Source organism: Paenibacillus dokdonensis (genome assembly GCF_004916975.1).
Lineage (GTDB): Bacteria > Bacillota > Bacilli > Paenibacillales > Paenibacillaceae > Paenibacillus_AQ > Paenibacillus_AQ dokdonensis.
In genome coordinates this window covers 18322-44941 of sequence record NZ_STGQ01000005.1, presented here as the reverse complement: position 1 = coordinate 44941, position 26620 = coordinate 18322, and the positions used below count along the sequence as shown (strand labels likewise).

General features: G+C 46.3%; 31 protein-coding genes and 1 other annotated feature. All 31 genes read right to left on the bottom strand.

From position 1 onward, the window contains the following. Window positions 1-37 precede the first annotated feature (37 nt). The 31 genes from rplN to rlmB all read right to left on the bottom strand — a co-directional run bounded on the left by rplN (window position 38) and on the right by rlmB (window position 26620). A complete protein-coding gene (gene rplN, locus E6W40_RS29165; protein ID WP_136609115.1) occupies window positions 38-406 on the bottom strand; it encodes a 50S ribosomal protein L14 in 369 nt (122 codons plus the stop codon). Window positions 407-444: 38 nt separating this feature from the next. Beyond that, a complete protein-coding gene (gene rpsQ / locus E6W40_RS29160) occupies window positions 445-711 on the bottom strand; it encodes a 30S ribosomal protein S17 (RefSeq protein WP_136609114.1) in 267 nt (88 codons plus the stop codon). 43 nt (window positions 712-754) lie between these two features. Further along, a complete protein-coding gene (rpmC, locus tag E6W40_RS29155) occupies window positions 755-952 on the bottom strand; it encodes a 50S ribosomal protein L29 (protein ID WP_036712586.1) in 198 nt (65 codons plus the stop codon). Continuing rightward, complete coding sequence (rplP, locus tag E6W40_RS29150) at window positions 942-1376, bottom strand: 50S ribosomal protein L16 (protein ID WP_094600172.1); 435 nt, start codon at window positions 1374-1376, stop codon at window positions 942-944. Before rplP ends, rpmC begins: the two co-directional genes overlap by 11 nt. 2 nt (window positions 1377-1378) lie before the next feature. After that, the gene (gene rpsC, locus E6W40_RS29145; RefSeq protein WP_136609113.1) at window positions 1379-2044 is read right to left on the bottom strand and encodes a 30S ribosomal protein S3; all 666 of its coding nucleotides are present in this window, start codon (window positions 2042-2044) and stop codon (window positions 1379-1381) included. Window positions 2045-2057: 13 nt separating this feature from the next. After that, window positions 2058-2390 (bottom strand): 50S ribosomal protein L22, encoded by a 333-nt coding sequence (rplV, locus tag E6W40_RS29140; RefSeq protein WP_136609112.1) that lies wholly within the window; start codon window positions 2388-2390, stop codon window positions 2058-2060. 34 nt (window positions 2391-2424) lie between these two features. Next, on the bottom strand, window positions 2425-2703 hold the full coding sequence (gene rpsS, locus E6W40_RS29135) for a 30S ribosomal protein S19 (protein ID WP_094600175.1): 279 nt from the start codon (window positions 2701-2703) through the stop codon (window positions 2425-2427). Between the two features lie 69 nt (window positions 2704-2772). Then, window positions 2773-3603 (bottom strand): 50S ribosomal protein L2, encoded by an 831-nt coding sequence (gene rplB / locus E6W40_RS29130; protein ID WP_136609111.1) that lies wholly within the window; start codon window positions 3601-3603, stop codon window positions 2773-2775. A 12-nt stretch (window positions 3604-3615) separates the two neighbouring features. Continuing rightward, window positions 3616-3909 carry a 50S ribosomal protein L23 gene (gene rplW, locus E6W40_RS29125; RefSeq protein WP_136609110.1) on the bottom strand — a complete coding sequence of 98 codons (294 nt, stop codon included), beginning with the start codon at window positions 3907-3909 and terminating at the stop codon, window positions 3616-3618. Next, window positions 3909-4532 (bottom strand): 50S ribosomal protein L4, encoded by a 624-nt coding sequence (gene rplD / locus E6W40_RS29120; protein ID WP_136609109.1) that lies wholly within the window; start codon window positions 4530-4532, stop codon window positions 3909-3911. The genes rplW and rplD overlap by 1 nt, the downstream gene beginning before the upstream one ends. Before the next feature lie 26 nt (window positions 4533-4558). Next, window positions 4559-5182, bottom strand: coding sequence for a 50S ribosomal protein L3 (gene rplC, locus E6W40_RS29115; protein ID WP_136609108.1), 624 nt, complete (start codon window positions 5180-5182; stop codon window positions 4559-4561). A gap of 32 nt (window positions 5183-5214) precedes the next feature. Then, window positions 5215-5523, bottom strand: coding sequence for a 30S ribosomal protein S10 (gene rpsJ / locus E6W40_RS29110; RefSeq protein ID WP_005544556.1), 309 nt, complete (start codon window positions 5521-5523; stop codon window positions 5215-5217). Window positions 5524-5752: 229 nt separating this feature from the next. After that, the gene (locus E6W40_RS29105) at window positions 5753-7099 is read right to left on the bottom strand and encodes a globin-coupled sensor protein (RefSeq protein ID WP_246073248.1); all 1347 of its coding nucleotides are present in this window, start codon (window positions 7097-7099) and stop codon (window positions 5753-5755) included. A 236-nt stretch (window positions 7100-7335) separates the two neighbouring features. Beyond that, window positions 7336-8526 (bottom strand): elongation factor Tu, encoded by a 1191-nt coding sequence (tuf, locus tag E6W40_RS29100; protein WP_136609106.1) that lies wholly within the window; start codon window positions 8524-8526, stop codon window positions 7336-7338. A 119-nt stretch (window positions 8527-8645) separates the two neighbouring features. Beyond that, window positions 8646-10727, bottom strand: a complete 2082-nt coding sequence (fusA, locus tag E6W40_RS29095) for an elongation factor G (protein ID WP_136609105.1) — start codon at window positions 10725-10727, stop codon at window positions 8646-8648. Between the two features lie 44 nt (window positions 10728-10771). Next, window positions 10772-11242: a 30S ribosomal protein S7 gene (gene rpsG, locus E6W40_RS29090; protein ID WP_136609104.1), complete on the bottom strand. Its 471-nt coding sequence runs from the start codon at window positions 11240-11242 to the stop codon at window positions 10772-10774. A 45-nt stretch (window positions 11243-11287) separates the two neighbouring features. Further along, the gene (rpsL, locus tag E6W40_RS29085; protein ID WP_136609103.1) at window positions 11288-11710 is read right to left on the bottom strand and encodes a 30S ribosomal protein S12; all 423 of its coding nucleotides are present in this window, start codon (window positions 11708-11710) and stop codon (window positions 11288-11290) included. A gap of 169 nt (window positions 11711-11879) precedes the next feature. Beyond that, window positions 11880-12131 (bottom strand): ribosomal L7Ae/L30e/S12e/Gadd45 family protein, encoded by a 252-nt coding sequence (locus tag E6W40_RS29080; RefSeq protein ID WP_136609102.1) that lies wholly within the window; start codon window positions 12129-12131, stop codon window positions 11880-11882. Between the two features lie 186 nt (window positions 12132-12317). After that, window positions 12318-15932: a DNA-directed RNA polymerase subunit beta' gene (rpoC, locus tag E6W40_RS29075; RefSeq protein WP_136609101.1), complete on the bottom strand. Its 3615-nt coding sequence runs from the start codon at window positions 15930-15932 to the stop codon at window positions 12318-12320. Window positions 15933-16010: 78 nt separating this feature from the next. Continuing rightward, complete coding sequence (gene rpoB, locus E6W40_RS29070) at window positions 16011-19556, bottom strand: DNA-directed RNA polymerase subunit beta (protein ID WP_136609100.1); 3546 nt, start codon at window positions 19554-19556, stop codon at window positions 16011-16013. 359 nt (window positions 19557-19915) lie between these two features. Next, the gene (locus E6W40_RS29065) at window positions 19916-20518 is read right to left on the bottom strand and encodes a class I SAM-dependent methyltransferase (protein ID WP_136609099.1); all 603 of its coding nucleotides are present in this window, start codon (window positions 20516-20518) and stop codon (window positions 19916-19918) included. Window positions 20519-20660: 142 nt separating this feature from the next. Next, a complete protein-coding gene (gene rplL / locus E6W40_RS29060; protein ID WP_136609098.1) occupies window positions 20661-21026 on the bottom strand; it encodes a 50S ribosomal protein L7/L12 in 366 nt (121 codons plus the stop codon). A gap of 71 nt (window positions 21027-21097) precedes the next feature. After that, complete coding sequence (gene rplJ / locus E6W40_RS29055; protein WP_136609097.1) at window positions 21098-21601, bottom strand: 50S ribosomal protein L10; 504 nt, start codon at window positions 21599-21601, stop codon at window positions 21098-21100. 110 nt (window positions 21602-21711) lie between these two features. Next, window positions 21712-21872 (bottom strand) — a sequence feature (ribosomal protein L10 leader region). Window positions 21873-21941: 69 nt separating this feature from the next. Beyond that, window positions 21942-22634, bottom strand: coding sequence for a 50S ribosomal protein L1 (gene rplA, locus E6W40_RS29050; protein ID WP_136609096.1), 693 nt, complete (start codon window positions 22632-22634; stop codon window positions 21942-21944). Window positions 22635-22721: 87 nt separating this feature from the next. After that, window positions 22722-23147, bottom strand: coding sequence for a 50S ribosomal protein L11 (rplK, locus tag E6W40_RS29045; RefSeq protein WP_127606552.1), 426 nt, complete (start codon window positions 23145-23147; stop codon window positions 22722-22724). A 68-nt stretch (window positions 23148-23215) separates the two neighbouring features. Further along, window positions 23216-23749, bottom strand: a complete 534-nt coding sequence (gene nusG / locus E6W40_RS29040; protein ID WP_136609143.1) for a transcription termination/antitermination protein NusG — start codon at window positions 23747-23749, stop codon at window positions 23216-23218. A 31-nt stretch (window positions 23750-23780) separates the two neighbouring features. Continuing rightward, a complete protein-coding gene (secE, locus tag E6W40_RS29035; protein ID WP_036712533.1) occupies window positions 23781-23972 on the bottom strand; it encodes a preprotein translocase subunit SecE in 192 nt (63 codons plus the stop codon). 21 nt (window positions 23973-23993) lie between these two features. Next, the gene (gene rpmG / locus E6W40_RS29030; protein ID WP_076176720.1) at window positions 23994-24143 is read right to left on the bottom strand and encodes a 50S ribosomal protein L33; all 150 of its coding nucleotides are present in this window, start codon (window positions 24141-24143) and stop codon (window positions 23994-23996) included. A 397-nt stretch (window positions 24144-24540) separates the two neighbouring features. After that, complete coding sequence (gene sigH, locus E6W40_RS29025; RefSeq protein WP_136609095.1) at window positions 24541-25185, bottom strand: RNA polymerase sporulation sigma factor SigH; 645 nt, start codon at window positions 25183-25185, stop codon at window positions 24541-24543. Between the two features lie 163 nt (window positions 25186-25348). Beyond that, window positions 25349-25870 (bottom strand): NYN domain-containing protein, encoded by a 522-nt coding sequence (locus E6W40_RS29020; RefSeq protein ID WP_136609094.1) that lies wholly within the window; start codon window positions 25868-25870, stop codon window positions 25349-25351. A gap of 6 nt (window positions 25871-25876) precedes the next feature. Then, the gene (gene rlmB, locus E6W40_RS29015) at window positions 25877-26620 is read right to left on the bottom strand and encodes a 23S rRNA (guanosine(2251)-2'-O)-methyltransferase RlmB (RefSeq protein WP_211147104.1); all 744 of its coding nucleotides are present in this window, start codon (window positions 26618-26620) and stop codon (window positions 25877-25879) included.

Here is a 26620-nt window from a genome sequence, read left to right as displayed (position 1 = left end):
ACGATCTATTCAATCGGTTATCCGATCATTGTAAGTCTTAGATAACTTCCGGTGCCAAGGAAACGATTTTCATGAAGTCTTTATCACGAAGTTCGCGAGCCACTGGTCCGAAAATACGAGTTCCGCGTGGGCCCTTGTCGTCTTTAACAACAACCGCTGCGTTTTCGTCAAATGCGATATAAGATCCGTCCTTACGGCGTACAGAACGCTTCGTACGAACCACAACAGCCTTGACTACGTCACCCTTTTTGACAACGCCGCCTGGTGTTGCTTGTTTCACGGAACAAACGATCAAATCACCGATTGCAGCAGTACGACGACCCGTACCACCCAATACGCGGATACACATCAGTTCCTTCGCACCAGAATTGTCAGCTACATGCAGACGTGTAAATGGTTGAATCATTGAAATTTCCTCCTTTCGGAAAAACTGTCGTTATATCTTTAGATGATAACCGCTTTTTCAACGACTTCTACCAATCTCCAGCGTTTGTCTTTGGAGAGTGGACGAGTTTCCATGATTTTAACGGTATCTCCGATTTTTGCAGTATTGTTCTCATCATGCGCCTTAAATTTCTTAGTGTATTTAATACGCTTGTGATAGAGATCATGTTTTTTGTAAGTTTCAACAGCTACAACAATGGTTTTTTCCATTTTGTCACTGACAACTTTACCTACTTGCACTTTACGAGCATTGCGTTCTTCGCTCATCGTTAGCCTCCTTCCTGAATACAGGCAAAAATGACTGATTCAATTAACTAATCCCAAGTTCTCTTTCACGGATGACGGTTTTAGCACGAGCTATTTCCCTGCGCACATCACGGATCCGAGTCGGGTTGTCAAGCTGTCCGGTAGCCAATTGAAAACGGAGGTTAAAGAGCTCCTCTTTAAAACCCGCAATCTTTTGCTCAATTTCTGCAGTGGTCAAGTTACGCAGATCATTAGCTTTCATTTGCTTCACCACCCAATTCTTCACGTTTCACAAACTTCGTTTTGATCGGCAGCTTGTGAGCGGCAAGACGCATCGCTTCGCGAGCGATCTCCTCAGGCACGCCTCCAAGTTCAAACATAATCTTACCTGGTTTGACAACTGCGACCCATTTCTCTACGTTACCTTTACCGCTACCCATACGAACCTCAAGAGGTTTTTGAGTGATCGGCTTATCAGGGAAAATTTTAATCCATACTTTACCGCCACGTTTGATGTAACGCGTCATAGCAATACGCGCTGCTTCGATCTGGCGGTTCGTAATCCAAGTTGGCTCAAGAGCTTGCAGACCGAATTCACCGAAGTTGAGCTCAGTGCCGCCTTTAGCCATACCTTTCATGTGACCGCGTTGTTGCTTGCGGTGTTTTACACGTTTTGGTACCAACATGATTAGTTGCCTCCTTCCTGAGCAGCTTGTTTCTTAGCCGGAGGAAGTACCTCACCACGATAGATCCATACTTTTACGCCAATACGGCCATAAGTAGTATGCGCTTCTGCTGTACCATAGTCAATATCAGCACGGAGCGTATGAAGAGGAACTGTTCCTTCACTATATCCTTCCGAACGAGCAATCTCGGCACCGCCAAGACGTCCGCCGACTTGAGTTTTAATTCCTTTTGCACCAGAACGCATTGTTCTTTGAATCGCTTGTTTCAGAGCGCGACGGAAAGATACACGACGTTCCAGTTGTTGTGCGATGCTTTCTGCAACCAAGATTGCATCCAGATCCGCATGTTTGATTTCAGAGATATTGATGTGAACTTTTTTGCCGCCTGCAATTTTAGTAACTTGGCTCCGCAGTACTTCGACTTCAGAACCACCTTTACCGATAACCATACCTGGTTTCGCAGTGTGGATAGTCACATTCACACGATTTGCCGCTCTCTCGATTTCAATACGAGATACAGCAGAATCTTTTAGTTTATTCTTAAGGTATTCGCGAATTTTAACGTCTTCCAGCAAAAGATTTCCGAAATCTTTGCCTGCATACCATTTAGATTCCCAATCACGGATAATACCGATCCGGAGTCCGACAGGATTTACCTTTTGGCCCACACGTTATCCCTCCTTATTTTTCAGATACCACCAAAGTAATGTGGCTGGTGCGTTTATTGATTCTGCTTGCACGGCCCATGGCACGTGGACGGAATCTCTTCATGGTTGGTCCTTGGTTAACGAAAACCTGACTAACAACCAAACTATTAATATCCATAGAGTAGTTATGCTCAGCATTGGCGATCGCTGAGTTCAGCAGCTTCTCTACAACCAGGGAAGCCGATTTCGGAGTGTGGCGGAGAATGGCGATAGCCTCACCAACTTGCTTACCACGGATCAAGTCAATCACGAGTTTGACTTTACGAGGAGCAATCCGGATCGATCTGGCATGTGCTTTTGCTTCCATTTGTTTTACCTCCTCTCAAACAAAGAGCTTCAAATTATCTTCTTGTTTTCTTGTCATCGTCCGTATGACCTTTGTAAGTACGTGTTGGAGCAAATTCACCCAATTTGTGACCTACCATGTCTTCCGTTACATATACAGGAACGTGTTTGCGTCCATCGTATACACCGAACGTGTGACCGATAAATTGTGGGAAAATAGTAGAACGGCGGGACCAAGTTTTGATAACAGCTTTCTTGCTCGACTCGTTCATCACTTCTACTTTTTTCAGCAGGTACCCATCAATGAAAGGTCCTTTTTTCAAACTGCGACTCATCTATAAAATCCTCCCTTCGTCCAATCTCTCGTTACTTTCGGCACTTCACAAAGTTATGCACAATGTGCATTATTTTGTGCGGCGGCGAACGATATACTTGTCAGAAGCTTTTCCTTTTTTACGCGTTTTGTAACCAAGGGTTGGTTTGCCCCAAGGAGACATAGGCGATTTACGACCGATCGGAGCGCGGCCTTCACCACCACCGTGAGGGTGATCGTTAGGGTTCATGACTACACCGCGGACTTCAGGACGTTGTCCGAGCCAGCGACTGCGGCCTGCTTTACCGATTTTGATGAGCTCATGATCTTCGTTGCCAACAGAACCGATGGTTGCGCGGCAAACCTTCAAGAGCTTGCGAACTTCACCAGAAGACAAACGTACGGATACGTATTTCTCTTCTTTACCAAGAAGCTGAGCTTCGGTACCGGCTGCACGAACCAATTGTCCGCCTTTGCCAGGTTGCAGTTCGATGTTGTGGATAACAGTACCTACTGGAATGTTCTCCATTGGAAGAGCATTACCGATTTTAATGTCGGCGCTCGGTCCGGATTCGACCTTGTCTCCAACTTTCAGACCTTTAGGAGCGATGATGTAGCGTTTCTCTCCGTCTGCATAGTGGATCAGAGCGATGTTAGAAGTACGGTTCGGATCATACTCAACTGTAGCAACGGTACCTGGTATGCCGTCTTTCGTACGTTTGAAGTCGATGATACGGTATTTACGTTTATGTCCGCCGCCGTGGTGACGAACTGTAATTTTACCTTGGTTGTTGCGGCCAGCTTTTTTGCTAAGCGGTGCAAGCAACGATTTCTCCGGCTGATTTGTCGTAATCTCTTCGAAAGTAGATACAGACATGTTACGTCTTGCCGGGGAAGTAGGTTTATACTTTTTAATAGGCACGTGATTTCCTCCTTACTCTACAGATTCAAAAAACTCGAGCGCTTTGCTGTCTTTGCTCAGCGTTACGATGGCTTTTTTCCACTCGGTTGTATAACCGTTGTAGCGGCCATAACGTTTCGGCTTAGCTGGGACGCGCATAGTGTTAACGCTGGTTACTTTCACTTTGAAAATAGACTCAACGGCTTGTTTGATTTCGGTTTTATTAGCACGAATGTCAACTTCGAAGGCATACTTAAGGTCAGCCATGTAGTCAGCAGTACGTTCTGTAATCACCGGACGTTTGATAATATCACGAGGATCTTTCATTACGCGAGCACCTCCTCTACCTTCTGAACTGCTTCTTTCGTAATGATCAGCTTGTCGTACATAAGCACGTCAAGAACATTAATGCCGTCTGCCGCTACGAATTTCACTCCAGGAATATTACGAGCGGAAAGAGCTACATTATCATCATAGCTAGGAGCCACGATCAGAGCTTTACGTTCCACTTTCAGGTTGTTCAGGATCGATGCAAATTCCTTCGTTTTAGGCGTGGTCAGAGCAAGTGCATCCAGAACAATAATGTTATTGTCAATCACTTTGGAAGACAATGCGGATTTAATCGCCAAACGACGAACTTTCTTAGGAAGCTTGAACGAGTAACTGCGTGGTGTTGGACCAAATACAGTACCGCCGCCTTTCCATTGTGGTGAACGGATCGAACCTTGACGTGCACGGCCTGTGCCTTTTTGTTTCCAAGGCTTACGTCCGCCGCCGCGTACTTCAGAACGGCCTTTCACTTTGTGTGTACCACGACGCAAAGATGCTCTTTGCAGCAATACAGCTTGGTTCAAAACGTGTACGTTAGGTGTAATACCGAATACCGCATCGCTCAGTTCCAATTCTTCTACTTGGCTTCCGCTGACATTAAACACGGATACTTTTGGCATTGCTTGTTCCTCCTTTCCTTAGGTGATTATTTTTTCACCGTTTCATTGATTTTCACGAAGCTGTTTTTAGGGCCTGGAATGGCGCCTTTGATCAGCAGAACGTTACGCTCTGTATCAACTTTAACAACTTCAAGCTTTTGTACAGTTACAGTTACATGGCCCATGTGTCCTGGAAGGTGTTTACCTTTAGGAACGCGGTTTGCTTGAATGGAGCCCATGGAACCTGGTCCACGATGGTAACGCGATCCGTGTGCCATTGGTCCGCGGCTTTGTCCCCAACGTTTGATGTTACCTTGGAAACCTTTACCTTTAGAAGTACCCGTTACGTCAACATATTCGCCTTCTGCAAAAATGTCTGCTTTCAGTTCTTGGCCAACCTCGTATGCTCCGAGGTCAACACCGCGAACCTCGCGAACGTAGCGCTTAGGCGCAGTATTTGCCTTTTTGGCATGACCTGCTTCAGGTTTGTTGGATCTGCTTTCTTTTTTATCGGAGAAACCGATTTGGATCGCTTCGTATCCATCGTTCTCGACATCTTTCTTTTGCAGAACAACACAAGGACCTGCTTCGATAACCGTTACAGGAATTACGTTACCTTCAGCGGTAAACACTTGAGTCATTCCGAGTTTTTTTCCTAAGATACCTTTCATGTTGACACCTCATTTCCTTCTTAATTCGGGAATTACAATTTAATTTCGATATCTACACCGGACGGCAGGTCCAAGCGCATAAGAGCATCCACAGTTTGTGGAGTTGGGTTTACAATGTCGATCAAGCGCTTATGTGTGCGCATTTCGAACTGTTCCCGAGAATCCTTATACTTGTGTACCGCACGGAGAATAGTAATGATTTGCTTTTCAGTTGGAAGCGGAATCGGTCCAGATACACCTGCACCCGAACGTTTCGCTGTTTCAACAATTTTCTCAGCGGATTGATCAAGAATTCTGTGATCGTAAGCCTTCAAACGAATACGAATTTTTTGCTTTGCCATTTTAGTCCCTCCTTCTATCGCCCAATTTGGTATCGGACATACTCCGTGAAAATTTTCTAACACACTGCTCCATGGCAAAGGGGCCGGGTGTGTCAGTAACCTCTCACATCATCGCAACGTCTCAGAACAACATTCACTATTATATATAAAGAATGGGCACATTGCAAGCTTTAAATAAAAAGAGCGTCATTCTTTTGAAATGAACGCGAGGGATTGGCTTTGAAGCTGATTAAAGCTGGACCGAAGCGGCTTTGAAGCGTTCTGCTGAATCTGCTGCTTGAGAAGTAGAATATCCTATTCCTTCAATAGTAGTAATCAACAATCTGATCTGCTCCTCGACCGACACAATTTCCTGGGTACTATGTTTCATCGATCCCACAATATTGGCGAATACCATACTTGTGTCGGAAGACTGCTTCCTTCCCATATCGGTTAGCTGGCGCACCTCTTTGATCTTGTTTACAACCTTGGATGTAATATCGCCAGAATTTTTCACCAAATCTGCAATGCGGACGACGGTCTGCTTCGTATCCTCAGACAATCGGCTGACTTCCTGAGCAACCACGCCAAAACCCCTGCCATGTTCACCGGCTCTCGCGGCCTCGATCGTCGCGTTTAAGGAAAGCATCTTAGTTTGGCTTGCAAACTCTTTTACCGAATCCACTATATACTCAATTTGCTTCGAGGCATCAGTTAGTTCTTTAACGTAATCCTCCATTTCGTGAGTATGCTCAAAAATACTGCTAATCCGTTCGTTGAGTCCATCCATCTGCAGACTTCCCTCCTGGGCCAACTTCTCGGAGTTGACAGCAAGAGACGAGGTTTTGTGGAAGGTATCGTTAACTTCACCACTGCTCGCAATCAGCTGCTCAATCGCAGCATTGGTCGAAATGCTTAGATGAACAAGATCCTCACTGAACATGGCAATTTTGTTCTTTAGTTCATCCTTCACCATTTCGTATTCAAGCTGTTTTTCCAGCATGTTTTCTTTTTCATATGCCTCCAGCACAAGCTGCTGCTCCAAATTGAGCAGTTTCGTAATCGTCCGGATAACCTTTAATCTCTGTTCGTCATCTATGAGTATTTCCTTATATATTATCTCCATAAACCCATTTTGCAAATTTTGAAATGCGGATAAATACCATTTAGGCTCCAAACCCACTCTTTTATGGACTTTAGCGATCATCAACCTTTTATTTATGTATTCCTCATCGACATTCCCATCGAAAACCTCCAACAGATGATCCCGGAGCGTTCTCTTTAATCGTTCAATTGTACTGTGCTTCAATATAATTTGTTCAAGCTTTTCAACATCCAATACAGACTCATAAAAGTAATCGGTTATCCGGTCCATATACATTTCGATAGCAGGCTTAATTTGACGAAGTAAGCTTAAATCCATTTCATTCAAGTCGATCATTCGCATCTGTTCATTGAGTTCTTCGTGTCCGGGTAGAAAATGCGAGCTTCGCTCTATAAAATCTTCGGCAAAAGCTTGTTTCAAATTATTATTTTGAAGATTCTGGCTATCCTTACTGTGCAGCTTTTGACTTATAAAACCGAACGGGCAATTCATACTCACGATCACTCCTCATTCATCAGCGAAGCATAATGTTATACAAAGACTGTACAATATCATACGAAATTTATACAAAATTGTAAAGGGTTTATATCCTATGAAATTCTTTAGATAAAAAAACAGGAGGCACTTCTCATGAAGAGAAGTGCCTCCTGCATCTTTCGTTCACATCATAACGTTACTCGTTCCAGCACATTGTTGCATTTATTAAATCTCAAAGGCGTTAGCCTTTATTATTTAGTGATTGTAGCTACCGCACCGGCACCTACTGTACGTCCACCTTCACGAATAGAGAACTTAGTTCCTTCTTCGATCGCGATTGGAGCAATCAGTGATACAGTAACCGTGATGTTGTCGCCAGGCATAACCATTTCAGCGCCTTCTGGCAGGCTGATGATACCAGTAACGTCAGTTGTACGGAAGTAGAACTGTGGACGGTATCCAGTGAAGAAAGGCTTATGACGGCCACCTTCTTCTTTAGTCAGAACGTAAATTTGTGCAGAGAATTCAGTGTGTGGCTTAACTGAACCTGGCTTAGCCAGTACTTGACCACGTTCGATTTGAGTACGGTCTACACCACGAAGCAGGGCTCCGATGTTGTCACCAGCTTGAGCGGAATCAAGCAATTTGCGGAACATTTCTACGCCAGTAACGACGGATTTTTTGGACTCTTCAGCGATACCGATGATCTCGATTTCTTCGCCCACTTTAACAGTACCACGTTCTACACGACCTGTAGCAACGGTACCGCGACCAGTGATAGAGAATACGTCCTCGACAGGCATAAGGAAAGGCTTGTCAGTGTCACGTACTGGCTCTGGGATGTACTCATCGATGATTTTGAACATTTCAATGATTTTTTGTGCCCACTCGCCATCTGGGTTTTGCAGAGCTTCACGAGCAGAACCTTGGATGATTGGAGTGTCGTCGCCTGGGAAGTCATACTCGCTAAGCAAGTCGCGCACTTCCATTTCAACCAGTTCAAGAAGTTCAGCGTCATCAACCATGTCGCATTTGTTCAAGAATACAACGATGTAAGGAACGCCTACTTGGCGGGACAACAGGATGTGTTCGCGAGTTTGCGGCATAGGGCCGTCAGCTGCGGATACAACCAGGATTGCTCCGTCCATTTGAGCAGCACCAGTGATCATGTTTTTAACATAGTCGGCGTGACCTGGGCAGTCAACGTGTGCATAGTGACGAGCTGGTGTTTCGTACTCAACGTGAGCTGTGGAAATAGTGATACCGCGCTCGCGCTCTTCTGGAGCTTTATCGATTTGGTCAAACGCTGTTGCTACACCACCGTAAGTTTTGGACAATACAGTTGTGATAGCAGCAGTCAGAGTAGTTTTACCATGGTCAACGTGACCAATAGTACCGATGTTAACGTGCGGTTTGTTACGTTCAAATTTAGCCTTTGCCATTTTGAACAATTCCTCCTTAAATGGAATAATTAAATTTTTTTATGTTTGTGCTGACCGGAGTTTATGCAGGTTGTCTTGGATGTTGAATGTTCCGGTCAGTCTTTAAAACGTTATTGAAATTACTCAGCAGATCCTTTGGACTTCGATACGATCTCTTCAGCAATATTCTTAGGAACTTCATCATAGTGAGACAGTTCCATGGAGAACACGCCGCGTCCTTGCGTACCGGAACGAAGAGTTGTCGAGTATCCGAACATTTCGGACAGAGGCACCTTCGCACGGATAATTTGAGCACCGGAACGGGAATCCATTCCTTCAATGCGTCCACGACGGGAGTTCAGCATGCCCATTACGTCGCCCATGTATTCTTCAGGCGCTGTAACTTCAACTTTCATGATAGGCTCGAGCAAGACAGGCTTACACTTGTCTTTTGCTGCTTTAAGCGCCATGGAACCGGCAATCTTAAATGCCATTTCATTGGAGTCAACATCATGGTACGATCCGTCAACGATTGTAGCTTTAACGTCTACAAGCGGGAAGCCAGCAAGGACACCACTCTTCATGGTTTCTTCGATACCAGTCAGTGCTGGCTGAATGTATTCTCTTGGTACAGAACCACCGACAACCTTACTTTCGAACTGGCTGCCTGTTCCTGCTTCGAGAGGTTCGAACTCAACCCATACGTGACCGTATTGACCACGACCACCGGATTGGCGAACGAATTTACCTTCAACACGAGCTGCTTGACGGAAGGTTTCACGGTAGGCAACCTGTGGTTTACCCACATTGGTTTCTACTTTGAACTCACGACGCATACGGTCGATGATGATATCAAGGTGAAGTTCACCCATACCTGCCAAGATTGTTTGGCCTGTTTCTTCATCTGTGTGTGCGCGAAGCGTAGGATCTTCTTCAGTCAATTTGCCCAAAGCAACGCCCATTTTATCTTGGTCGGCTTTCGTTTTAGGTTCTACTGCGATTTCGATAACTGGATCCGGGAAGTTCATGGATTCCAGGATTACCGGATGCTTCTCATCGCAAAGTGTATCACCTGTACCGGTGTCTTTCAAACCTACAGCAGAAGCGATATCTCCGCAGTAAACTTCAGAGATTTCTTGACGGCTGTTTGCATGCATTTGAAGGATACGGCCGATACGCTCACGTTTACCTTTCGTTGCATTCAGTACATAAGAGCCGGATTGCAATACACCGGAATATACACGGAAGAACGTAAGTTTACCAACGTAAGGGTCAGTCATAATTTTAAATGCAAGCGCAGAGAAAGGTTCATTATCATCAGAATGACGAACCGTTTCAGTACCATCTTCCAGATGACCCACGATAGCTGGTACATCTGTCGGAGCTGGCAGGTAATCAACTACAGCGTCCAACATTAGCTGAACACCTTTGTTACGGTAGGAAGAGCCACAGATAACTGGGAAGATTTTAACTTCTACAACACCTTTACGGAGTGCAGCCTTCAGTTCTGGAATTGTAATTTCTTCACCTTCCAGATACTTCATTGTCAATTCTTCGTCGAGTTCTGCAACTTTCTCGATCAGTTCTGCACGAAGTTCTTCGACTTTGTCTTTGAACTCTGCAGGAACTTCGGTTTCTTCGATATCTTGACCCAAATCGTCTTTATACATAAAGGCTCTTTGTTCAACAATGTCGATGATACCTTTAAAATCATTTTCTGCACCGATTGGCAGCTGAATAGCTACCGCGTTCGCCTGAAGACGATCACGCATATCAGATACAACGTTCAGATAGTCAGCACCAATAATATCCATTTTGTTAACATATGCGATCCGTGGTACGCCATAGCGGTCAGCCTGTCTCCAGACAGTTTCAGACTGAGGCTCTACGCCCTCTTTCGCACTGAAAACACCTACTGCCCCATCCAATACACGAAGGGAACGTTCAACTTCAACAGTGAAGTCAACGTGCCCTGGGGTGTCAATGATATTTACGCGGTGACCTTTCCAAGAAGCGGTCGTCGCAGCGGAAGTAATCGTGATCCCGCGCTCCTGTTCTTGCTCCATCCAGTCCATTGTAGCAGCACCTTCGTGAACTTCACCGATTTTGTGCGTACGTCCTGTGTAGAACAAGATCCGCTCCGTGGTAGTTGTCTTACCAGCGTCAATATGAGCCATGATCCCGATGTTACGTGTATTTTTCAAGGAGAACTCTCTAGACATGAAACAGTCTCCCTTCAAAATTCAAGTTTATATGGAACTGAATCCTACCAACGGTAGTGTGCAAACGCTTTGTTTGCTTCAGCCATTTTGTGTGTATCTTCACGTTTCTTAACGGAAGCGCCTGTGTTGTTGGAAGCATCGATAATCTCTGCTGCCAAACGCTCTTCCATGGTTTTCTCACCGCGGTTACGGGAGTAGTTTACGAGCCAACGTAATCCCAAAGCAGTACGTCTCTCTGGTTTTACTTCGATTGGCACTTGGTAGTTTGCACCGCCGACACGACGAGCTTTAACTTCCAGGACTGGCATGATATTTTTGATAGCTGCTTCAAAAACTTCCATAGGCTCTTTGCCTGTACGTTCTTGGATAAGCTTGAACGAGTTATACAGAATATTTTGAGCAACACCTCTTTTACCATCCAACATAATGCGGTTTACAAGACGTGTAACCAATTTGCTATTGTACATCGGATCTGGCAATACGTCTCTCTTAGTAACTGGACCTTTGCGTGGCATGGATATCCCCCTTTCTTAAGTCATTGAATCCCTTTATAGAATCCACTATTGTTTTTTAGCTTTTGGACGTTTAGCACCGTATTTAGAACGAGCTTGCATCCGATTGTTAACACCCGCTGTATCCAAAGCTCCGCGAACGATATGGTAACGAACCCCTGCAAGGTCTTTTACTTTTCCTCCACGAATCAACACAACGCTGTGCTCTTGAAGGTTATGTCCAATACCCGGAATATAAGCTGTCACCTCGATGCGGTTCGTCAAACGAACACGAGCATATTTACGAAGTGCGGAGTTCGGTTTACGTGGAGTCATCGTTCCTACACGTGTACAAACACCACGTTTTTGAGGAGCGCTCAAATCAGTCTCTTGACGCTTCAAAGCGTTATAGCCTTTTTGCAATGCAGGGGACTTAGATTTGTAGATTTTAGCTTGACGCCCTTTACGAACTAGTTGATTAATTGTTGGCATGTTGCCACCCCCTTCCAATATAATTATTCTCGTTACAAACCTTTTATTAAGTCCACAGACCCAGGCGGTTCATAAAAGAACAAATGAAAAGTCTTTGCCAAGAGAAAGCCAGCCTTCTCCAACAAAAACGTTTCTTTACAGATTGAACGTTTACGTCCATTCCATATTGCTATGGTTTAATGATGGCAGCCATTGCTGCACCCACTTCTATACCACATGCTTTACCCAAATGCTGCATGGTTTCTACATAGGTGATTTTCACGCCCTGCTTGCTGCAGAGGCTTTCGATCTTGGAAATGAGCCGGTGTTCCGCATCTTCAGCCACATAAACTTCAGCGGCCTGACCTAACTCCACGAGTTTCATGGTTTGTTTGGCCCCGATCTTCACATGAGCATCCTGTAATCCTTTATCATTAGACATCTTTTACGATTCCTCCAAAAGCACAGGGATGTTACCACTCACGCACCTTTGATATATTAGCACCTGCGCTGCATAATGTCAAGAACATCTACTATTAATTTTCACAAGGAAAATCATTGAAGAAGCTATTGTGAGGCAGCGCGGGTAGCCCGGCTGCTCTCTCAAGTCGCTCTATTTATTCTTGAATTACTCTGCAGAAACAGTTTCCAATTCTTTTGAGCTGTCATTTTCCGCATTAGGATCATCGAGTTTGACACTGCGGTAACGGTTCATGCCCGTACCTGCAGGGATCAATTTACCGATAATAACATTTTCTTTCAGGCCGAGCAATTGGTCGACTTTACCTTTAATGGCAGCGTCGGTCAACACGCGGGTTGTTTCCTGGAAGGATGCGGCAGACAAGAATGAATCAGTTTCCAGCGAAGCCTTGGTAATACCGAGCAGAACAGGTTTGGCTACAGCCGGTTCCTTGCCGCTCAGAAGCGCTTCTTTGTTGGCTGCTTCGTACTCATGCATGTCGCTGAAAGATCCTGGCAGAAGCGTGGTATCACCAGCATCTACGATGCGGATCTTACGCAGCATTTGCTTGATCATGACTTCGACGTGCTTATCATTAATTTCTACGCCTTGGTTACGGTATACACGTTGTACTTCCTGCAGAATGTAGTTTTGTACACCGCGGATGCCTTTAATGCGCAGCATTTCTTTAGGGTCAATTGAACCTTCAGTCAGCTCGTCACCAGCTTCGATTTCCTGGCCTTCGCTTACGCGCAGACGGGAACCGTAAGTGACAGAGTAAGTTTTCGTTTCCGCTTCGCCTTGAACCTCGATTTCACGGCGGTCCTTGCCTTCACGGATCTCTTTAACCACGCCGTCAATTTCACTGATGGTCGCTTGACCTTTTGGATTCCGTGCTTCAAACAATTCCTGAATACGCGGAAGACCCTGGGTGATATCGTCACCGGCTACACCACCGGTATGGAACGTACGCATGGTAAGCTGGGTTCCTGGTTCACCGATGGACTGAGCAGCAATAATACCGACTGCTTCGCCGATTTCAACGAATTTACCCGTAGCCAGGTTTCGTCCATAGCACTTCTTACATACACCGTGACGTGCACGACAGCTGAGTACTGAACGAATTTGCAATTTGGTTACCCCAGAATCTACGATCAGGTTCGCCTTATCAGAATCGATCAGCTCGTTGCGATTAACCAGGACTTCCTTGGTTTTCGGATGACGAACGGTTTCGAAGCAGTAACGGCCCTCGATACGATCATATAGATCCTCGATAACTTCTTTACCGTCTTGAATTCTGCTGACAGTAAAGCCTTTATCCGTACCACAGTCTTCCTCACGAACGATCACGTCTTGAGCAACGTCTACCAGACGGCGAGTCAAGTAGCCGGAGTCAGCGGTACGAAGTGCAGTATCCGCCAAACCTTTCCGCGCTCCGTGTGTGGAAAGGAAGTACTCGAGTACTGTCAGTCCTTCACGGAAGTTCGATTTAATTGGGAGCTCGATGATACGACCCGATGGGTTGGCCATCAAACCACGCATACCGCCCAGCTGGGTGATCTGCGATTTGTTACCCCGTGCTTTGGAGTCGACCATGAGCATAATGGAGTTAAAACGGTCCATTGATTTCATGAGGACTTCCGTAATATCGTCCTTGGCTTTGGACCAAATATCGATAACACGGTCATAACGTTCTTCATTGGTAATCAGACCACGGCGGTATTGGTTCGTTACAACCGCTACCCTGTCGTCGGATTCCTTCAGAATAGCCTGTTTCTCTTCAGGTACGATTACGTCGGAAACCGCAACGGTTACGCCGGCACGGGTAGAGTATGTGAATCCGAGCTGTTTGATTTTATCCAAAATAACGGAGGTTTCCGTTGTATGGTAAATTTCAAAGCAGCGAGCAATGATCTGACCAAGATACTCTTTACCAACAGCACTGCTGATTGGAAGCTGATTCAGGCTCTCACGGATGTCAGTACCTTTTTCATAAACGAAATATCTCTCAGGCGTACCGTTGAACAGATTGTCGCGGGTAGCTTCGTTAATGTAAGGGAAGCTGCTTGGGAAAATCTCATTGAAAATAATACGTCCAACCGTAGTGAGGAGCATTGCGTCTTGTTGCTTATCCGTAAAACTGGTTTTACCCAAAGCTCTTACAGGAATGGCAACACGGGCATGCAGACCTGCCGAGCCGCGTTGATAAGCGGAAACCGCCTCGTTCACGGTACGGAGAATCATGCCGCTTCCCTTTTCTTCCTTGTTATCCATCGTCAGATAGAAAGAACCAAGGACCATATCCTGGGAAGGGGTAACAACTGGCTTACCGTCTTTAGGGTTCAGGATATTACCGGATGCCAGCATCAGGATGCGTGCTTCCGCCTGAGCTTCAGCAGACAGTGGCACGTGAACCGCCATTTGGTCACCGTCAAAGTCGGCGTTGTAAGCCGTACATACGAGCGGGTGAAGACGAATTGCGTGTCCTTCAACCAAAATAGGTTCGAACGCTTGAATACCCAAACGGTGAAGCGTTGGTGCACGGTTCAGCAGTACTGGATGTTCCTTGATGACTTCTTCAAGCACATCCCATACTTCCGGACTAACACGTTCAACCTTCCGTTTAGCACTCTTAATATTATGAGCAAGGCCTTTATTGACCAATTCTTTCATAACGAACGGTTTAAACAGTTCCAGCGCCATTTTCTTAGGCAGGCCGCATTGGTACATTTTCAGGTACGGTCCTACTACGATAACGGAACGACCAGAGTAGTCAACACGTTTACCGAGCAAGTTCTGACGGAAACGTCCTTGTTTACCTTTCAGCATGTGGCTGAGGGATTTCAGCGGACGGTTACCAGGACCTGTTACGGGACGTCCACGACGACCATTATCGATCAGGGCATCAACAGCCTCCTGCAGCATACGTTTTTCGTTCTGCACGATGATGTCAGGAGCACCCAGATCAAGCAGGCGTTTCAGACGGTTATTACGGTTGATAACACGACGATACAGGTCATTCAGGTCAGACGTCGCGAAACGTCCGCCGTCCAGCTGTACCATTGGACGAAGCTCCGGAGGAATAACCGGGAGAACATCCATGATCATCCATTCAGGCTTATTGCCGGAATTACGGAATGCTTCGATAACTTCAAGACGCTTGATCGCACGATTACGGCGTTGTCCTTGAGCAGTACGAAGCTCTTCTTTCAGGAATTCGAGTTCTTTGTCCACATCGAGGTCCTGAAGAAGCTTTTTAATGGCTTCAGCACCCATGCCTGCTTGGAATCCGTAGCCATACTTTTCACGATAGCTGCGGTATTCTTTTTCAGACAAAAGCTGTTTCTTCTCCAGAGGCGTATCTCCTGGATCCGTTACAACATAAGATGCAAAATAGATGATCTCTTCCAGAGATCTTGGAGACATATCCAAAGCGAGACCCATACGGCTCGGAATGCCTTTAAAGTACCAGATATGGGATACAGGAGCTGCCAGCTCAATATGACCCATCCGTTCGCGGCGGACCTTCGCACGGGTAACTTCTACGCCGCAACGGTCACAGACTACGCCTTTATAACGGACACGCTTATATTTACCGCAATGGCATTCCCAGTCTTTTTGCGGTCCAAAAATCCGCTCGCAGAACAGGCCTTCCTTCTCCGGTTTCAGCGTACGGTAATTGATGGTTTCCGGTTTTTTAACTTCTCCGCGGGACCATGAACGAATTTTTTCCGGGGAAGCAAGCCCGATTTTCATGAATTCGAAATTGTTTACGTCCAACAAGGAGCAACCCTCCTAGTCCTATTGTTTTGATCCGTGAATGAGGCAGACGGGTTAGCCCCGTCCGCCATAATCACGATCTTATTCCACTCCGACTTCCGTGCCTTCCAGATTGAGGCTCAGCTTATCGCCTGCAGTCTCATCTTCATCATCAAGTTCTTTCATCTCGATCTCCTGCTCGTCACCACTGAGTATCTTCACGTCCATACCCAGAGACTGAAGCTCTTTGATCAAGACCTTGAATGATTCAGGAACGCCCGGTTCCGGAACATTCTCACCCTTGACAATGGATTCGTAAGTTTTAACCCGGCCGACCACATCATCGGATTTGACGGTGAGGATTTCCTGCAGTGTATAAGCAGCGCCGTAGGCTTCCAGCGCCCACACTTCCATCTCACCGAAGCGCTGGCCACCGAACTGAGCTTTACCACCCAGAGGCTGCTGCGTAACGAGAGAGTAAGGACCTGTGGAACGGGCATGGATTTTATCATCAACCATGTGCGCCAGCTTGATCATGTGCATGACGCCAACGGTAACTTCACGTTCAAATCTTTCGCCAGTCCGTCCGTCATACAGCACGGTTTTACCGTTACGCTGCATGCCTGCTTCTTCCATGGTATCAAACACATCATACTCATTAGCTCCGTCAAATACCGGCGTAGCCACGTGAATACCGAGCTGCATAGCCGCAAAGCCCAGATGGACTTCGAGCACCTGTCCGATGTTCATCCGCGATGGTACACCAAGCGGGTTCAGTACAACCTGTACAGGCGTACCATCAGGCAGGAACGGCATATCTTCTTCTGGCAGGATACGTGCCACGACACCTTTGTTACCGTGACGTCCGGCCATTTTGTCACCCTCAGAAATTTTACGCTTCTGAGCGATGTACACACGAACCAGTTGATTCACACCAGGAGGCAGCTCATCGCCGTTCTCACGGGTAAACACTTTGACATCAACGATAATACCGTCACTACCATGTGGTACGCGTAGGGACGTGTCACGAACTTCACGAGCCTTTTCACCGAAGATTGCATGCAGGAGACGTTCCTCAGCAGTCAGCTCTGTAACACCTTTAGGCGTTACTTTACCAACCAAAATGTCACCAGCGCTGATTTCGGCACCAATACGGATAATACCGCGCTCGTCAAGATTCTTAAGAGCATCTTCACCCACGTTAGGAATATCGCGAGTAATTTCTTCAGGTCCAAGCTTAGTATCACGCGCTTCGGATTCATATTCTTCAATGTGGATCGAGGTATAGACATCCTCTTTAACCATCTTCTCGCTCAGCAGGATCGCATCCTCGTAGTTGTAACCTTCCCAGGTCATGAACGCAACGACAACGTTACGCCCCAGAGCAAGCTCACCCATCTCTGTGGAAGGTCCGTCTGCCAGAATGTCACCTTGCTTCACGATGTCGCCTTTTTTGGCGAGCGGACGCTGATTAATGCAAGTTCCTTGGTTCGAACGCATAAATTTGTGTAATTTATGCTTAACGATATCACCTTTGACTTCTTTGCCGTCCACGTTCTCAATCCGGCGTACCCAGATCTCATCCGCGCTCGAACGTTCCACGATGCCATCATGCTTGGCAACGATACATACGCCCGAATCCTTCGCTGATTTGTGTTCCATTCCTGTTCCGACGAGCGGAGCTTTAGGAATAAGCAGCGGTACAGCCTGACGCTGCATGTTCGATCCCATCAGCGCACGGTTGGAGTCATCGTTCTCTAGGAACGGAATGAGCGCCGTCGCGACGGATACAACCTGTTTAGGTGATACGTCCATGTAGTCAACACGTTCATTAGGCATCGGCAAAATATTGTCAGACTGTTTGTTATAACGGACGATAACCATATCTTCCGCAAACGTTCCGTCTTCATTGAGCTGCGCATTCGCCTGAGCGACCACATAATTGTCTTCCTCGTCCGCCGTCAGATAGTCGATATGATCGGTTACCACACCATTCTTCGGATCCACCCAGCGGTACGGAGCTTCGATAAAGCCGTACTCATTAATACGGGCAAATGTAGACAAGGAGTTGATCAAACCGATGTTTGGACCTTCCGGCGTCTCGATAGGACACATACGGCCGTAGTGACTATGGTGGACGTCACGTACTTCAAAGCCCGCGCGTTCGCGCGTCAAACCGCCGGGTCCGAGTGCAGACAGACGACGTTTGTGCGTAAGCTCTGCAAGAGGGTTCGTTTGGTCCATAAACTGCGACAGCTGGGAGCTACCAAAGAACTCTTTGATCGATGCAATCACAGGACGTATGTTAATCAGTGCCTGAGGCGTGATTACATTAGCATCTTGGATTGACATTCTTTCACGAACCACACGCTCCATACGGGAAAGCCCAATACGGAACTGGTTCTGCAGCAGTTCGCCTACAGAACGCAGACGACGGTTGCCCAGGTGGTCAATGTCATCTGTATTACCAATGCCGTGAAGCAGATTAATAAAGTAGCTGATTGAGGAAATAATATCAGCAGGCGTGATATGCTTAACCGATTTGTCGATGTTCGCATTCGCTAACACTTTAACCACTTTTCCATCTTCAATCGGTGAGAAAACTTCGATGCTTTGCAACGGAATATCATCCGCATCAAGCACACCATTTGCGACATGATAAGTCTTGTGACCAACCATATTGTCTAAATGAGGCAAAATTTCATCAAGTAAACGACGGTCAACCATTTGACCAGCTTCTGCAATGATTTCACCTGTGTCGGCGTCAATCAGCGTTTCAGCCAGGCGTTGGTTGAACAGGCGATTCTTGATATGAAGCTTTTTATTAATTTTATAACGGCCTACGTTGGCCAGATCATATCGTTTTGGATCAAAGAAGCGCGCTACGAGGAGACTTTTTGCGTTATCCAGCGTAGGCGGTTCGCCTGGACGGAGGCGTTCGTAAATTTCAATGAGCGCTTTTTCCGTAGAATCGGTATTGTCTTTGTCCAGCGTATTGCGTATATATTCGTCGTTGCCGAGCAGGTCCAAAATTTCGGCGTCACTACCGAAACCAAGCGCCCGTAGCAAAACAGTAACCGGAATTTTACGGGTACGGTCAATCCGAACATACATAATGTCCTTCGCATCCGTCTCCAGTTCAAGCCATGCGCCGCGGTTAGGAATAACTGTCGCGGTGTATGTCTTTTTGCCGTTTTTATCGACTTTCGTACTGAAGTAGACGCTAGGAGAGCGTACCAACTGGCTGACAATAACCCGTTCTGCGCCATTGATAATAAATGTACCGGTCTCCGTCATCAATGGGAAATCTCCCATAAATACTTCCTGTTCTTTGACTTCTCCGGTTTCTTTGTTGATGAGCCGCACCTTAACCCGTAGAGGTGCCGCATACGTCACGTCACGTTCCTTAGCGTCATCGACGGTGTATTTAGGTTCACCAAGACTGTAGTCAATGAACTCCAGCACCAAATTGCCCGTAAAATCCTGAATTGGCGAGATATCCTGGAACATTTCGCGCAATCCTTCCTCCAAAAACCAATCATATGATTTCTGTTGGATTTCGATCAGGTTCGGAACCTCTAGTACTTCATTAATTCGCGCATAACTTCGCCGAGTGCGTCGACCATACTGAACAAGATGTCCTGCCAACTTTAACTCACCCCTCATGTCTACTCACTTCAAAAATTGATTGCGAACCTCTGTTTGGAACCTTATAATGGATTCATGCAGAGGATTCATCCACAAATAAAGAAAAGCCCTTACCCGAATGCTTTCGAACAAAGAGCAACTTATCCATGGTCTTCCTACTAAACACGGAAGTGACCTCATATCCTGTAGATTTGCCCAAAATGTACATATTATACGTGAACATGCCCTATTTTATGCATTTCTCCGCATAAAAGCTATTGACATTTCAGTCAACTAAAGACAAGAAGCCTATCCTAATACTGACATTTTATAATAATATCACATCTGCAAATTCAAGTCAATAGTTCGATTGTGCATTATTAAGATATTTTTGTAGCTTTGAAAATCCGATAGCCTTTATCCTTCGTTACTTCCTCAACCTGGCCGAACAAGCCTTCAAGCTTCGCTTTGGCAGAAGGAGCACCCTGTTTTTTCTGGATGACGATCCACAACGCTCCTCCATCCCGCAAATGCGCATGCGCTTGTTCGAAAATGGCATGCACCGTTTCTTTTCCGGCGCGAATGGGTGGATTGGTCAGTATGATATCAAAACTCTTCCCCTGCACGGCCGCCAGCAAATCGCTTTCCAGAATGGTTACATTTTGAATGCCGTTCAGCTTTGCGTTTTCTTTCGCTAATTCCACCGCACGGGAGTTCACATCGAGCATGGTCACGTGACCGTTACCAGCAAGTCTGGCTGCAGTAAAACCAATCGGACCATAGCCGCAGCCGACATCCAGAACCTCTGCATTCTCCGGAATATCCATCACCTCAATAAGCACCTTACTGCCATAATCAACGCCTTTTTTGGAAAACACTCCGGCATCGCTCATAAACTTAAGGGTCTGGTCCCGAAGGTGTTCTTCCAGCTGACGTCTGTCATGACTGGCTTCCGGCTGATTCGAATAGTAATGCTGTGACATGCTGTTCCTCCGTATCTTGGTCTTGTATTCATAGATTTCCCCGACCGGTCTAAGTTCAGACATAGGGAAATGCGATTTTTACAAAAACGAACCCCTTGAGAATTCAAGGGGTTCGTTATGTTTAAAGCAGCTTGAGAAGAAATCACTTCACTTCTACTACAGCGCCTGCTTCTTCCAATTTAGCTTTAACGGAATCAGCTTCTTCTTTACCCACTTTTTCTTTCAGTGGTTTTGGTGCGTTGTCAACGAGGTCTTTAGCTTCTTTCAAGCCAAGGCCAGTGATTTCGCGAACTGCTTTGATAACGTTGATTTTAGAAGCACCAGCGCTAGTCAGGATTACGTCGAATTCAGTTTGCTCTTCAGCTTCAGCCGCGCCAGCGCCGCCGCCTACCATAGCCATAGGAGCTGCAGCAGTTACGCCGAATTCTTCTTCGATTGCTTTAACAAGATCGTTCAGTTCCAAAACAGTCATACCTTTGATTGCTTCCAAGATTTGCTCTTTACTCATGGTTGAACCTCCATTTTATAATAAAAGTTTTTTGGTTGTTTGTACTTCATACTGCATGAAGAGACAGGTGCTTACGCGCCTTGCTCTTCTTTCTCTGCAACGGCTTTAACTGCAAGCGCGAAGTTGCGCATAGGAGCTTGAAGCACGCTGAGGAGCATGGAAAGGAGACCTTCGCGGGATGGCAGTTCTGCCAGCGCTTTAACTTGGTCAACGCCAACTACACGGCCTTCGACCACGCCACCTTTCAATTTCAATGCATCGTTCTTCTTAGCAAAATCGTTAAGGATTTTGGCTGGAGCTACGGCGTCATCCGCACTGAATGCAATCGCTGTAGGACCGGTCAATACTTCGTCCAGTTCTGTCAGCTCAGCAGCAGCGGTAGCGCGGCGCAGCAACGTGTTTTTCAACACTTGGAATTCAACGCCAGCTTCACGAAGCTGCTTACGCAGTTCGGTCACTTGGGAAACGTTCAATCCACGGTAGTCCGCTACAACGGTAGTTACGCTATCGCGCAATTTAGCCGTTACAACATCTACTGCTTCTTGTTTCGCTTGAATCACTTTTGCGTTTGCCAATGTCTACACCTCCTGAAAGTTTCACTGCCTCGGCATCCGGATCCGGAATTACCGGGACATTCTGTATCGTTAGGATGAAAAGTCTGACTACTTCCCGTCCCATACTCGTTCTAGGCAAGTAAAAAGCCTCCGTAGAATCACGAAGGCCTGATGAATGATGGTTGTCCGAAACGTATTCGGGAGCAAACATCTATATTCTATCACAACACCTCGGTAGGAGATTAAGCCTTTGCAGGGCACCTACTGTCTACGGTAAGCATATTCAACTTTAAAGGTCAGTTCTTTTACAACAACTTTTACAGATTATCAGATAACGTGACAGAAGTCAACGTCATATTTATTATCTGTAAGTAGCTGTGCTCACACGTGCGCTTGGTCCCATCGTCGAGGATACTGCGATCCCTTTCAGATAAACACCTTTAGCAGCAGCTGGTTTAGCGCGGTTGAGTGCGTCGATGAGAGCTTTAAGGTTCTCATTCAGTTTTACCGCATCAAAGGATGCTTTACCAATTGGAGCATGAATTTGACCTGCTTTGTCCAGACGGTATTCGATTTTACCAGCTTTAATTTCTTGAACAGCTTTGGAAACATCGAATGTAACTGTACCTGCTTTAGGGTTAGGCATGAGGCCTTTACCACCGAGCAGACGACCCAGTTTACCGACTTCGCTCATCATATCAGGTGTAGCTACGCAGACGTCGAATTCGAACCAGCCTTGTTGGATCTTGTTGATCATGTCTTGATCGCCAACATAATCCGCGCCAGCCGCTTCCGCTTCCTTCGCTTTTTCACCTTTTGCAAATACCAGTACACGTTGTGTTTTGCCTGTGCCGTGAGGCAGGACAACAACACCACGAACAGCCTGATCTTGTTTACGTGGGTCTACACCCAAACGCACTGCAACTTCAACGGTTTCGTCGAATTTAGCTGTCGCAGCTTTTTTCACAAGTTCAACGGCTTCTGCTGGTTCGTAAAATGTTTCGCTGTCAATCAACTTGGCAGCTTCAACATATTTCTTACCATGTTTCGCCATGTTTGTTCCTCCTTTGTGGTTTTAACGGAAATTCCTCCCACATATGCCGGTCACGCTTGACCGGTTGTCGCAGAAAAACCGAAATAATTAGTCTTCGATAGTGATACCCATACTGCGGGCAGTACCTTCAACCATACGCATAGCAGCTTCAACAGATGCAGCGTTAAGGTCAGGCATTTTAGTTTCAGCGATTTCACGAACCGCGCTACGTTTAACAGTTGCCACCTTTTTCTTGTTAGGTTCGCCGGAACCCTTCTCGATTTTTGCAGCTACGCGAAGCAGAACTGCAGCCGGTGGAGTTTTAGTGATAAACGTAAAGGAGCGATCTTCAAATACCGAGATTTCAACCGGAATAATCAGACCAGCTTGATCAGCAGTACGAGCGTTGAATTCTTTACAGAATGCCATGATGTTGACACCTGCTTGACCCAATGCTGGACCTACTGGTGGTGCTGGATTCGCTTTACCTGCAGGAATTTGCAGTTTCACCATTTTGATTACCTTTTTTGCCATGTAAGACACCTCCTTCAAAAGTGGTTAACGGGACTCTATGGCCCCTCCCACAAGAAACCTGAAGAATTTTATATCTTCTCTACTTGAGTATAATCCAGCTCAAGCGGGGTTTCCCGTCCAAACATGTTGACGTGAACTTTGAGTTTGCTCTTGTCGGCTAGAATTTCTTCTACAGAGCCCACAAAATTCGCAAACGGACCAACCTTGATACGCACAGATTCCTTAATGTCGAATTCAATCTTAGGTTTAGGCTCTTCCATTCCCATATGCTTCAGAATCTGTTCAACTTCATCTGGAAGCAATGCTGTCGGTTTAGAACCCGAACCCGTCGATCCGACGAATCCTGTAACTCCAGGCGTGTTGCGGACAACATACCATGAGTCGTCAGTCTGGATCATTTCAACCAAGACATAACCGGGGTAAACTTTTCTCATGACGGTCTTTTTCTTACCATCCTTGTTTACCACTTCTTCTTCCATCGGAACAAGAACGCGGAAAATCTTGTCTTCCATGCCCATAGACTCAACACGTTTTTCTAAATTGGCCTTGACCTTGTTCTCATACCCTGAATAGGTATGCACAACGTACCATCTTTTTTCCATAGTTTCCATATCAAGCCACCCGGGACCCTTCTTAAATAATCGCTTCGATCACAGCGGAAATGCCGATATCCAGAACCCAAAAATAAATCGTGACGAATACAATGGTGCCGAGGACGATAAGAGTATAATTCGTCAGCTCTTTACGATTAGGCCAGCGAACTTTTTTGAGCTCCGCCCAGCTTTCAGAGAAAAAGGAAAACAGAGACTTGAAACTACTTTTCACGCCGACTACACCTCCAAAAAACTATCTGGTTTCGCGATGAGGAGTTTGCTCGTTACAGAACTTGCAAAATTTCTTCATCTCCATGCGGTCGGGGTGATTTCGCTTGTTTTTGGTAGTCGTATAGTTTCTTTGTTTGCAGTTCGTACAAGCCAAAGTTATAATTACCCGCATGCTGTGCACCTCCCGAAGACGTCCTTCTTTCCAGAAGACTCTATATTTCCTAGCAGAACAGCCCAAGCCCTTCATTGCTGAAAAGAAAATAACCGTTCCTGCGAAATGAACAATAAACAAAAACCTACGGTCTTTGCTCATACATTCATTAAAACACGCGAATTTAGGCCTACCTAAAACACTTTATCATAAGGGTCAACCCGTGTCAACGAAAGAATGACCCTGTCTTCGGCGTGCCGGGATCGCATTTCCCCTAGTCGGTTCAAGCCTTTTTTTCTCTGTTCAAGCTGCCTGCATTCATTTACCAGTATGATTCATTCCTGAGATGCTTAAACCTTGGCATGTTCCATTGTGAAAAAAAAAGACTCTAAAGCGAGTCTTTTTCGGATCTAAGCGTCTAATTATCACGAACTTCCAAATAACGTTCCAGTTTGCGTTTGACGCGCTGCAGTGCGTTATCAATCGATTTCACATGCCGTTTGAGATCAACCGCGATCTCCTGATAGGAGCGGCCGTCCAAGTACAGCATCAGCACTTTGCGTTCCAGGTCACTCAAAATCTCGGACATCTTGTCCTCAAGACCTACAAACTCTTCTTGGTTGATTATTAATTCCTCGGGATCAGAAACCTGAGTACCACAAATCACATCAAGCAGTGTCCGGTCGGAATCTTCATCGTAAATCGGCTTGTCCAAAGATACATAGGAATTCAGCGGAATATGCTTCTGTCTTGTCGCTGTCTTGATCGCCGTGATAATCTGTCTTGTAATACAGAGCTCGGCGAAAGCTTTGAACGAAGACTGCTTGTCCATCCGGAAATCTCGGATCGATTTGTATAAGCCGATCATGCCTTCCTGAATGATATCCTCTCGGTCCGCACCGATCAAAAAGTAAGACCTGGCTTTGGCGCGCACGAAATTCCGGTACTTGTTAATCAAGAACTCCAGCGCTTCGCTATCGCCTTCACGAAAATATTCGACAACGTCCTCATCTGACTTGTACTCGTAATCCGACAACGATAATTCTTTGAGGTCTACACTCACCAAGAATCCCCCCGGCTGCAACGCAAGGTACCCCGTTACTCTGTGAAATATACGAACAGTATATATGATGGCAGTTGAAACCGTCAACCACGTATTACCTAAAAAAGAACATGAATAACAAAATTGTCAAGAGATTCAAATTTGTAATCCCTACCACTATTTGTCATTCCCTGCGCCATTTCTCGAATATTTCTCGAAGCTCCGGTTTGAGCTTGCTGTCCAGCGTATTGCGTGTCGATGAGGCATGATCGCTCCTGATGCGGTTTTGTATCGCCTTCTCGCAGTTCTCCACCTCGATCAAAAGCTCACGGGCGGAGAGCCGCAGCGCACCGCGTGCAAATATCACATGCTGCTCGATGAAATCGCTGGTAGCTACATATATTTTACGGCTGCGAAGGCTGAGTTCTCCCACAAGCCGCTCTATACATTCATCGGCAGTTTCTTTCTCTTTTGTGAAATAAACCTGTATTTTACTTTGGGCAAAGGCTTTGCCAAGCCCGGGAACCCGATACGCATCGAAGACGGCAATGACTTTGCGGCCTGTGAATGCCTGGTAATCCGCAAGCTTGCCAAGCAGATTATCGCGCGCCTCCTGCATGCTGATTTGCGACAGCTTCGCAAGAGACGGCCAGGCTCCGATCATATTGTAGCCGTCCACCAGAAGCACATCCCGCAAATCCGCCATTTCACGTTAACCTTGATTACGGCGGCGCAATACTTCGTACATTACTACACCGGCTGCCACAGAGGCATTCAGCGAGTTGATCTGTCCGTTCATCGGCAGCTTGATCAAAACATCGCATTTTTCCCGGATAAGCCGCCCCATACCTTTGCCTTCATTGCCAATGACGATGGCTACCGGACCGTCAAAGACGTTGGTTTCATAGATCCCCGCAGGAGCCGAAACATCCGTACCTACGACCCAAACTCCTTTTTCCTTCAGAGAATCAATCGTCTGTCCTAAATTGGTAACCCTTGCTACCGGGACATATTCTGCTGCTCCTGCTGAGGTTTTGGAGACAGTGGCTGTCACCTGCGCCGAGCGGCGTTTTGGGACAATGACTCCGTGCACACCGGTACAATCTGCTGTACGCAGGATTGATCCCAGATTGTGAGGATCCTCAATTTCATCAAGCAGCAGGATAAAAGGCGGCTCGCCCTTATCTTCCGCCACCCGCAGAATATCCTCTACTTCCGCGTAAGCGTAAGGCGCAACCTGCGCGACTACACCCTGATGCTGCATGTCAGGTGCCATTTGGTCAAGCTTGCGCTTATCGACCTGCTGGATCACAATTCCCAGCTTTTTAGCCTCGATAATGATTGGCTGTGTCAAATGCTTTTGTGCATTTTCAGCAATCCAAATTTTGTTGATGGTACGGCCGGATTTTAGCGCTTCGATAACCGAGTGCTTTCCGCCGATGATTTCTTCATCCAT